Source organism: Monashia sp. HAY1-5C (assembly GCF_056755255.1).
Map to the genome: position 1 here is coordinate 40,779 of NZ_JBPGXG010000014.1, position 7,357 is coordinate 48,135.

6 protein-coding genes, 1 tRNA gene and 2 pseudogenes are annotated in these 7,357 nt (G+C 70.6%); 4 read left to right on the forward strand and 5 right to left on the reverse strand.

Translation table 11 applies throughout. The annotated features are described in order from the left end of the window. Positions 1-77 precede the first annotated feature (77 nt). On the reverse strand, positions 78-368 hold the full coding sequence (locus ACR9ZK_RS03915; RefSeq protein ID WP_481340497.1) for a WXG100 family type VII secretion target: 291 nt from the start codon (positions 366-368) through the stop codon (positions 78-80). Positions 369-501: 133 nt separating this feature from the next. On the opposite strand from ACR9ZK_RS03915, the gene ACR9ZK_RS03920 reads away from it, so the two are divergent. Together ACR9ZK_RS03920 and ACR9ZK_RS03925 are read left to right on the forward strand one after the other, a co-directional pair. Continuing rightward, a complete protein-coding gene (locus ACR9ZK_RS03920) occupies positions 502-1,275 on the forward strand; it encodes a DUF4031 domain-containing protein (protein ID WP_481340499.1) in 774 nt (257 codons plus the stop codon). Positions 1,276-1,349: 74 nt separating this feature from the next. Beyond that, the gene (locus ACR9ZK_RS03925; protein WP_481340501.1) at positions 1,350-2,834 is read left to right on the forward strand and encodes an NAD-dependent malic enzyme; all 1,485 of its coding nucleotides are present in this window, start codon (positions 1,350-1,352) and stop codon (positions 2,832-2,834) included. Between the two features lie 27 nt (positions 2,835-2,861). Here ACR9ZK_RS03925 and ACR9ZK_RS03930 read toward each other — a convergent pair whose 3' ends face one another. Further along, positions 2,862-3,356 carry a YajQ family cyclic di-GMP-binding protein gene (locus ACR9ZK_RS03930; RefSeq protein WP_481340503.1) on the reverse strand — a complete coding sequence of 165 codons (495 nt, stop codon included), beginning with the start codon at positions 3,354-3,356 and terminating at the stop codon, positions 2,862-2,864. Between the two features lie 167 nt (positions 3,357-3,523). Between ACR9ZK_RS03930 and ACR9ZK_RS03935 the strand changes: the two genes are divergently transcribed. Both ACR9ZK_RS03935 and ACR9ZK_RS03940 read left to right on the forward strand, forming a co-directional pair. Continuing rightward, positions 3,524-3,604: transfer RNA gene (locus ACR9ZK_RS03935), tRNA-Tyr, on the forward strand. A 115-nt stretch (positions 3,605-3,719) separates the two neighbouring features. Then, positions 3,720-4,091, forward strand: coding sequence for an AAA family ATPase (locus ACR9ZK_RS03940; RefSeq protein ID WP_481340505.1), 372 nt, complete (start codon positions 3,720-3,722; stop codon positions 4,089-4,091). Between the two features lie 170 nt (positions 4,092-4,261). Here ACR9ZK_RS03940 and ACR9ZK_RS03945 read toward each other — a convergent pair. The 3 genes and pseudogenes from ACR9ZK_RS03945 to ACR9ZK_RS03955 form a co-directional block, all read right to left on the reverse strand. Then, positions 4,262-5,845 (reverse strand): annotated as a pseudogene (locus ACR9ZK_RS03945) (FMN-binding glutamate synthase family protein). A 103-nt stretch (positions 5,846-5,948) separates the two neighbouring features. Beyond that, positions 5,949-6,125: pseudogene (locus ACR9ZK_RS03950) on the reverse strand (response regulator); the annotation flags it as partial. A gap of 442 nt (positions 6,126-6,567) precedes the next feature. After that, positions 6,568-7,191 carry a TetR/AcrR family transcriptional regulator gene (locus ACR9ZK_RS03955; RefSeq protein ID WP_481340507.1) on the reverse strand — a complete coding sequence of 208 codons (624 nt, stop codon included), beginning with the start codon at positions 7,189-7,191 and terminating at the stop codon, positions 6,568-6,570. Positions 7,192-7,357 lie beyond the last annotated feature (166 nt).

Consider the following 7,357-nt stretch of genomic DNA (forward strand, 5'->3'; position numbering starts at 1 on the left):
GCACGAAAAGCACGCACAGGAGGGCGGCTCCCCGGACGGGGAGCCGCCCTTCGGCGCCCCCGCGGCAGACGCCCCGGTCAGCGGGCGAAGAGGGCGCGCGTCGCGGTCTCGTGCTCGGCGTAGGCCTGGGAGGCCTTGAGCGTCAGGCGCCCGACGTCGGCGAGCGACTCGGTCATCTGGGCCTGGACGCGCTGGTAGTCGGCCATGACCCGCTCGAACTCGGCCTTGGCCGGCCCCTGCCAGTCGCCGCCGAGGCCGGCGAGGCGGCCGCGCAGCTCAGCGGAGCTCGAGGTGATGCTGTCGGCGAGACGGTTGATGTCGGCCGCCGCGGCGGCGATGCGCTCGGTGTCGACGACGGAACGGGTCATGGGGTCCTCCTGCTCGATCGGGTGGCCGACCGGTCCGGTGGCCTCGTGTCCCGAGGCTAGGTCGGTGCCGCGGGAGGCGTCGGGCGTCATCCACAGCCGCGACCGTCGGGGTCCTGGCCTAGGCTCACGAGTCATGACCGTGTGGATCGACCAGCCGATCTGGCCCGCCCACGGTCGGCTCTTCGCGCACCTCGTCAGCGACACGTCCTACGACGAGCTGCACGCCGTCGCCCGCGCCGCGCAGCTGCACCCGAGGGCCTTCGACGGTGACCACTACGACGTGCCCGAGGGGCGCTGGCAGGACGCCGTCGAGGCCGGGGCCACCCCGACGTCGGGGGTCGACCTCGCCCGGCGGCTCAACGCGTCGGGGCTCCGGCTGCGCAAACGCAAGCGTGACCGCGGTGTCCGTCGCATCCTCGACGTGCCCTTCCCCAACGGCGCGAGCGACGTCGACCTCGTGGCGTCCGACGAGCCGCTCGACCCGGCCCGTGTGCTCGCCGCCATGGTGTTCGTCCGGGACCGGCGCGGGGACTTCGTCGTCGTCCACAGCGTGCGACGGGGGGAGTGGGGCTCGCCCGGCGGCTGGCGCGAGGCGGACGAGACGCCGGTCGAGAACGCCGTGCGCGAGACCTTCGAGGAGACCGGCCTGCGGCTGCGCCACCCGGACGTGCTCCCGTGCGGCTACGAGCGCTTCACGCCACGCTCTGCGGACGACCTCTTCACGCCGGACAAGCCGTTCCTCCAGGTGTTCCGCACGCGCCTCGACGCGGTCCGCCCGGCCATCACCGACGGCGACGACGGCATCCACGAGACGCGATGGGTGACCCCGCCGGAGTACGCGCAGCTGTGCGGCCACCTCTTCTGGTGGCCGCTCGCGGTCGAGGTGTTCCCTGACTTGCGCGGCTGAGGCGCCCGCGCGACGCTGAGCATCGGCTCGCACACCGACGTGCCGAACCTCCTCGACGACAGAGAGGTGCCCTCATGGCGTTGCCCAGCCCCGGCTACTCGATCACGGTGCGCGTGGAGGTGGCCGCCCGGGCCGACGCCACGGCGGGACTCGTCGCGGCGATCCAGGGGGCAGGCGGTTCGGTCACCGCCCTCGACATCGCCGAGTCGAGCCACGACCGGCTCGTCGTCGACGTCACGTGCAACGCCTCGGACGCGGACCATGCCGACCGCATCTCGACGGCGCTCGCCGCCCTGCCGGGCGTCTCGGTGCGCAAGGTGAGCGACCAGACGTTCCTCATGCACCTCGGCGGCAAGCTCGAGGTCATGCCGAAGGTGCCGCTCAAGCACCGCGACGACCTCGCCCGCGCCTACACCCCGGGCGTCGCCCGCATCTGCCAGGCCATCGCCGAGCACCCCGAGGACGTGCGGCACCTGACGATCAAGCGCAACACGGTCGCGGTCGTCACGGACGGGTCGGCGGTGCTGGGCCTCGGCAACATCGGGCCGGCCGCGGCGCTGCCCGTCATGGAGGGCAAGGCCGCGTTGTTCAAGCAGTTCGCCGGCGTCGACGCGTGGCCCGTCTGCCTCGACACGCAGGACACCGAGGAGATCATCCGCATCGTCAGGGCGATCGCCGTCGTCTACGGTGGCATCAACCTCGAGGACATCGCAGCGCCGCGGTGCTTCGAGATCGAGCGCCGACTGCGCGCCGAGCTCGACATCCCCGTCTTCCACGACGACCAGCACGGCACCGCGATCGTCGTGCTCGCCGCGCTGACGAACGCCCTGCGCGTCGTCGGCAAGTCGATCGCCGACGTCCGGATCGTCGTGAGCGGCGTCGGCGCGGCGGGCCACGCCATCATCGAGCTGCTCCTCGCCCAGGGCGCGACCGACATCGTCGCCTGCGGCAGCCAGGGCGTGCTGACCCACGGGGAGAGGTACGCCGACCCGGACCGCCAGTGGATCGCCGACCACACCAACGTGTCCGACGAGACGGGTTCACTGCGGGATGTCATCGCCGGGAGCGACGTCTTCATCGGCGTATCCGCGCCCAACCTGCTCACGGGTGCCGACATCGCGACGATGGCCGACGACGCGGTCGTCTTCGCCCTGGCCAACCCGGACCCGGAGGTCGACCCCGTCGAGGCGGGGGAGCACGCGGCCGTCGTGGCGACCGGGCGCTCGGACTACCCGAACCAGATCAACAACGTGCTGGCCTTCCCCGGGTTCTTCCGCGGCATGCTCGACGCTGGCTCCGCCCGCATCACGCAGGCGGTTATGGTCGCCGCCGCGACCGCCATTGCCGACGCCGTCTCCCCGGCCGAGCTCAACGCCAGTTACATCGTCCCGTCGGTGTTCGACCCGGTCGTCGCACCCGCCGTGGCGGCCGCCGTGCGCCATGCCGTCGAGGCGGAGACCGACCCCGAGGCGGCGTCGCGGGCAGCGGCGGGCGCGGGGAAGCAGACGGCGGCAGGCGCGAGCGTCGAGGCGGAGGCGGATGCTGCACGCCCGGCCTGACGGGCCGGGGGCGCCGCGCGACAGGCGTCAGCGGTAGTTGGTGAAGTTGAGCGCGACGTCGAGGTCGGCCTCGCGCAGCATCTTCTGCACGGCCTGGAGGTCGTCGCGGGACTTGCTCGTGACGCGCAGCTCGTCGCCCTGGACCTGGCTCTTGACGCCCTTGGGGCCCTCGTCGCGGATCAGCTTGTTGATCTTCTTGGCGTTCTCCTGGGAGATGCCCTCCTTGAGCGGGGCGTCGAGGTGGTACTCCTTGCCCGAGACGCGCGGGCCGGCCTCCGGCAGGTCGAGGTGCTTGAGGCTGACCTTGCGCTTGACCAGATGCGTCTGGACGACGTCGAGGACCGCCTTGCAACGCTCCTCGGTGCTCGCCCTCATCTTGATGACCTCACCGGCCAGCTCGACCGACGCGCCGACGTTCTTGAAGTCGTAGCGCTGGGAGATCTCCTTGCTCGCGCTGTTGACCGCGTTCGCGACCTCCTGCTTGTCGTACTTGCTGACGATGTCGAACGAGGAGTCGGCCATCGGTGTGGCTCCTTCGGGTAGGCGTGGGAGTCGGTTCGCGGGGGATGCGCGGGGGAGGGAGGCGGCCCGGCCGAGCGTCGGCCACGGTGCTCCCAAAGGTCCATTGTGGTGCCTGCGAACCCGATTCGGCGCACGCCCCATTCCTTGCTATCCTTCCGAGCGCACGAGGCAGGTTGTCCGAGCGGCCAATGGAAGCGGACTGTAAATCCGTCGCGAAAGCTACGAAGGTTCGAATCCTTCACCTGCCACCCAGTGCTCAGAAGGGCCTCTGACCAGCGGAAACGTCGGTTGGGGGCCCTTCCGCTGTGGTAGGGCACGTCCCGGCTCCGGCCCAGGGACTCGGTCCAGTACACCAGCCGGGCGGTGATCGAGGCCGAGCAGCGGCTCCTCGACGCCGGCCGGGCGGTCGACGCGGCCACCGTCGACACGAACGTGGCGGCCGGTGTCGCCGCGCAAGAACTGCCGGGTCGCGACCATCCGCTCTCGGCGGAGCAGGCCGACGCCGTGCGCCGCATCACGACCTCCGGGCGCAGCCTGGATGTCCTGGTCGGGCCGGCCGGCACGGGCAAGTCGACGACCATGGCCGGGGTCCGCGCCGTCTGGGAAACGCAGTTCGGGCCGGGCTCGGTGGTCGGGCTGGCCCCGTCCGCGGCCGCCGCGGAGGTGCTCGCCGACGCCGTCGGTGTCCCCACCGAGAACACGACCAAATGGCTCACCGAGGCAAGACCTGACTAAGGTCCGGGACGAGCTGAAGCTTGAGGCGGTCGCGCGCGGATGGGAAGTCGACTGACGGTGAGTGAGCCTCCCGCAGGGGACGGGCGATGACGTTGTACGCGATGCGCGCTCGCCCCCACGCGACGGATCGGCGGTCGTGCTCACTCCGATGGCGCGATGTGGCGGCTACGTCATCCTGCTGCGGTCTCGGACGCGGGCGCGTTGCCGCCCTGCGGCGCCGTCTCGGTCATGATCCGGATGATCTCGGCGCAGTCGGCGTCCGACGGCATGCCCCAGAGAGGGTCGTAGTCGTAGACCTCGTAAAGCGGCGTCGAGGCTGTGCGTCCGTCGAGAATCTCCACGGCGCTGGTGCTGATAAGTCCCGGGTGCTCCACGCCGCAGGCCTCGGCCACCTTCAGGAGGTCCCTGCGCAGCGTCTTGATGTAGTTCGCTGCACGCACGGACTTGACCCCCGGGTCGAGACCGCGGGCGAGCCAGGGGCTCTGCGTGGCGACACCGGTGGGGCAGCCGTCGGTGTGGCATCGCTGCGCCTGGATGCACCCGATGGAGAGCATCGCCTCCCGAGCGACGTTGACCATGTCGCAGCCGAGGGCGAAGGCGATGACGGCATTGTCCGGCAGGCCGAGCTTTCCGCCACCGATGAACGTCACCTGTTTGTGAAGTCCCCGCTCCGCGAACATCCGGTACACCCGGGCGAACCCCACCTGGAACGGCAGCGAGACGCTATCGGTAAAGATCAGCGGCGCCGCGCCCGTCCCGCCCTCTCCTCCGTCGATCGTTACGAAGTCGACCCCACGGTCGGTTCGCGCCATGAGGCCGGTCAGCTCCTCCCAGAACACCAGATCACCGACCGCGGACTTGATGCCGACCGGAAGACCCGTCTCGGTCGCCAACATCTCGACCCAGTCGAGGAGGCTGTCAGTGTCGGAGAACTCCGCGTGCCGCGAGGGACTGACGCAGTCCACGCCGACCGGGACACCCCGCGTGGCGGCGATCTCGGCTGAGACCTTGGCAGCGGGCAGCAGGCCGCCCAGACCCGGCTTGGCTCCCTGGCTCAGCTTGATCTCGATGGCTCACACCGGTGCGCTCACGAGGACCTCCTTGAGCCGGTCGAGGTCGAAGCGGCCGCCCTCATCACGGCACCCGAAGTACGCGGTGCCGATCTGGAAGATCAGTTCTCCTCCCTTGCGGTGATAGGGAGAGAGGCCGCCCTCTCCTGTGTTCTGCAGGCAGCCGGCGAGCGCCGCACCACGGTTGAGCGCCTCCACCGCAGGCCCGGAGAGCGAGCCGAAGCTCATCGCCGAGATGTTGACCACCGACGCGGGGCGGAAGGCGTGCCGCCGGCCTCTGGGGCCGCCGAGGACTTTGGCCGAGGGGAGGCTCACCTCCTGGCCCGCCGCCGGGCCTGACGGCGGCACAGCCCGTCCGAAGGTGCGGTGGTTGATGACGGGGTAGCCGGCCGTGAACTCCAGGTCGTTGTCGGTACCGAAGCCGAAGTAGTTGTTCTGCTTCTTGGCCGAGGCGTAGACCCACCGTCGCTGGTCGCGGGTGAACGGTCGCTCCTCGTTGTTGCCCGCCACGAGGTACTGGCGCAGCTCGGGGCCGATGGCCTCAAGGAGGTAGCGCGCATGCCCGACGACGGGGAAGTTGCGCAACAGAGAGTGCTCGCGTTGGAGAAGGTCGCGCGCCGCGAGGGCTGTCAGGGCAGACGCGGCGGCCGCACCGACGTACCCGGCTTTGGGGACGAGTCGCATAGGGTCCACTATGCGCTGGGCTGCTGCAGCGGTGCCATGGCTGGACGGTCCCCGGGCGGCGCCGTCCGACGCGGGACAATCGGCCGGGTCGAACCGCCGGCGCGACAAGCCTGTCGGTGGCCAGGCCCGGGTCCACCACCCGCAGGCGTGCGTCCACCCGGCGCACCCCGTCCGCGAGCTCGGCTGCCGGCGTGTCCTTCACGACGAGGCCCGGCGCCCCAGCCCGGAGCGCCCTCCGGCGGAATCCCGGTCGGCCGAACGTCGTGACGATGAGCACCCGCGCGCGACGCCTTTCGATCATGCCGGTGGTAGGCGGCCTCGGCCATCCGCGTCACTTCACCGCTGGTGACCAACTCGCTGACGACCAGCTGCACCATGCCCATCGCTCGCTCCGACACCGGCAGCGCGTGTCGGGCCTTCACCGTGGTGCGGAAGTCGCGGGCCATGGCGCGGGCTCGGCGATCTCCGCGCTGTTCCCGAAGGCGGCACCGGCCCTGACCAGACGGTCGGCAAGCGGGTCCCGGCCCTCGTTTGGGCAGCAGCATCCATGGAACCCATCACGGCCGAATCGCGCAGCAGTGCCCACCCCCGCACCCCCCCGGAACTCCACGGCACGCGCCAACATACGAGGCCACGTCGGCGCGTAAATCTACCGGCCACGTCTCGGCGGCGTCGAAGTCGGCCTGTCAGATGCCTGTGCAACGAGGCCGGCCGCGCCCTTCTCAGTGGTGGCGCGGGCGAGGCAGCAGGGCGAACGCGCTCTCCGCGATTGAGGTCAGGCGGGCGGGACTGTGGCCGTACGCGCCTACGACATCGGTCCCGCGGATGATGGTCAGCAGAAGGTAGGCAAGGTCGTCGGGATCCGCGTCGGGGTCGATGTCGCCGTTGCGCTGCGCCGCTCGCACACACTCGGCCACCGCCGTCGAGACCACGGAGAAGCAGTCGTTGGCCAGGCGTTTCACCTCGGGGTCGGAGGCGCCGAGCTCCAGGGCCATCTTGGCGGCGAAGCAGGCCGCCGTCGCCCGGTCAGGGGCGGGGGGCACGTCGGCGGCGAGTGGCACCCCGTTGACGGCGCGGAGCAAGTACCCGTGCAGTCGTTCCATGGCGCCCTCGTCCGGTCCGGCGAGCGCCTTCGGCGCAAAGTGCCCCAGCCGGGCGAAGTACCCGGCCATCGCCTCCAGCAGCACGCCGTGCTTGCCGTCGAACGCGGCATAGAGGCTGCCACGGCCCAGGCCGGTGGCGGCGCTGATGTCGTCGACGCTCGTGCCGTTGTAGCCCGTGACGCGGAACTGCCGCTCGGCGGCATGCAGGACGTGGTCGCGGTCGAAGCTTCGTGGTCTCGCCATACGCAGAAGGTAGGGCCGACTTGCAGTATTTGACAACTCAGTACAGAACTCTCTACGTTTCTGACTGTTCAGTACACAACCGCTCCTGAGCTCACCGGACAGGCCTTGGTCCGGGCCTGCAGGACCGGTGCGGACCGTGTCGACCTGAACACAGGCGACCCCGCAC

Bases quoted from the DNA above. Each gene is read 5' to 3' on its own strand.
- ACR9ZK_RS03955 (WP_481340507.1), bottom strand. From the start codon at position 7,191: ATGGCGAGACCACGAAGCTTCGACCGCGACCACGTCCTGCATGCCGCC.
- ACR9ZK_RS03930 (WP_481340503.1), bottom strand. From the start codon at position 3,356: ATGGCCGACTCCTCGTTCGACATCGTCAGCAAGTACGACAAGCAGGAG.
- ACR9ZK_RS03925 (WP_481340501.1), top strand. From the start codon at position 1,350: ATGGCGTTGCCCAGCCCCGGCTACTCGATCACGGTGCGCGTGGAGGTG.
- ACR9ZK_RS03915 (WP_481340497.1), bottom strand. From the start codon at position 368: ATGACCCGTTCCGTCGTCGACACCGAGCGCATCGCCGCCGCGGCGGCC.
- ACR9ZK_RS03920 (WP_481340499.1), top strand. From the start codon at position 502: ATGACCGTGTGGATCGACCAGCCGATCTGGCCCGCCCACGGTCGGCTC.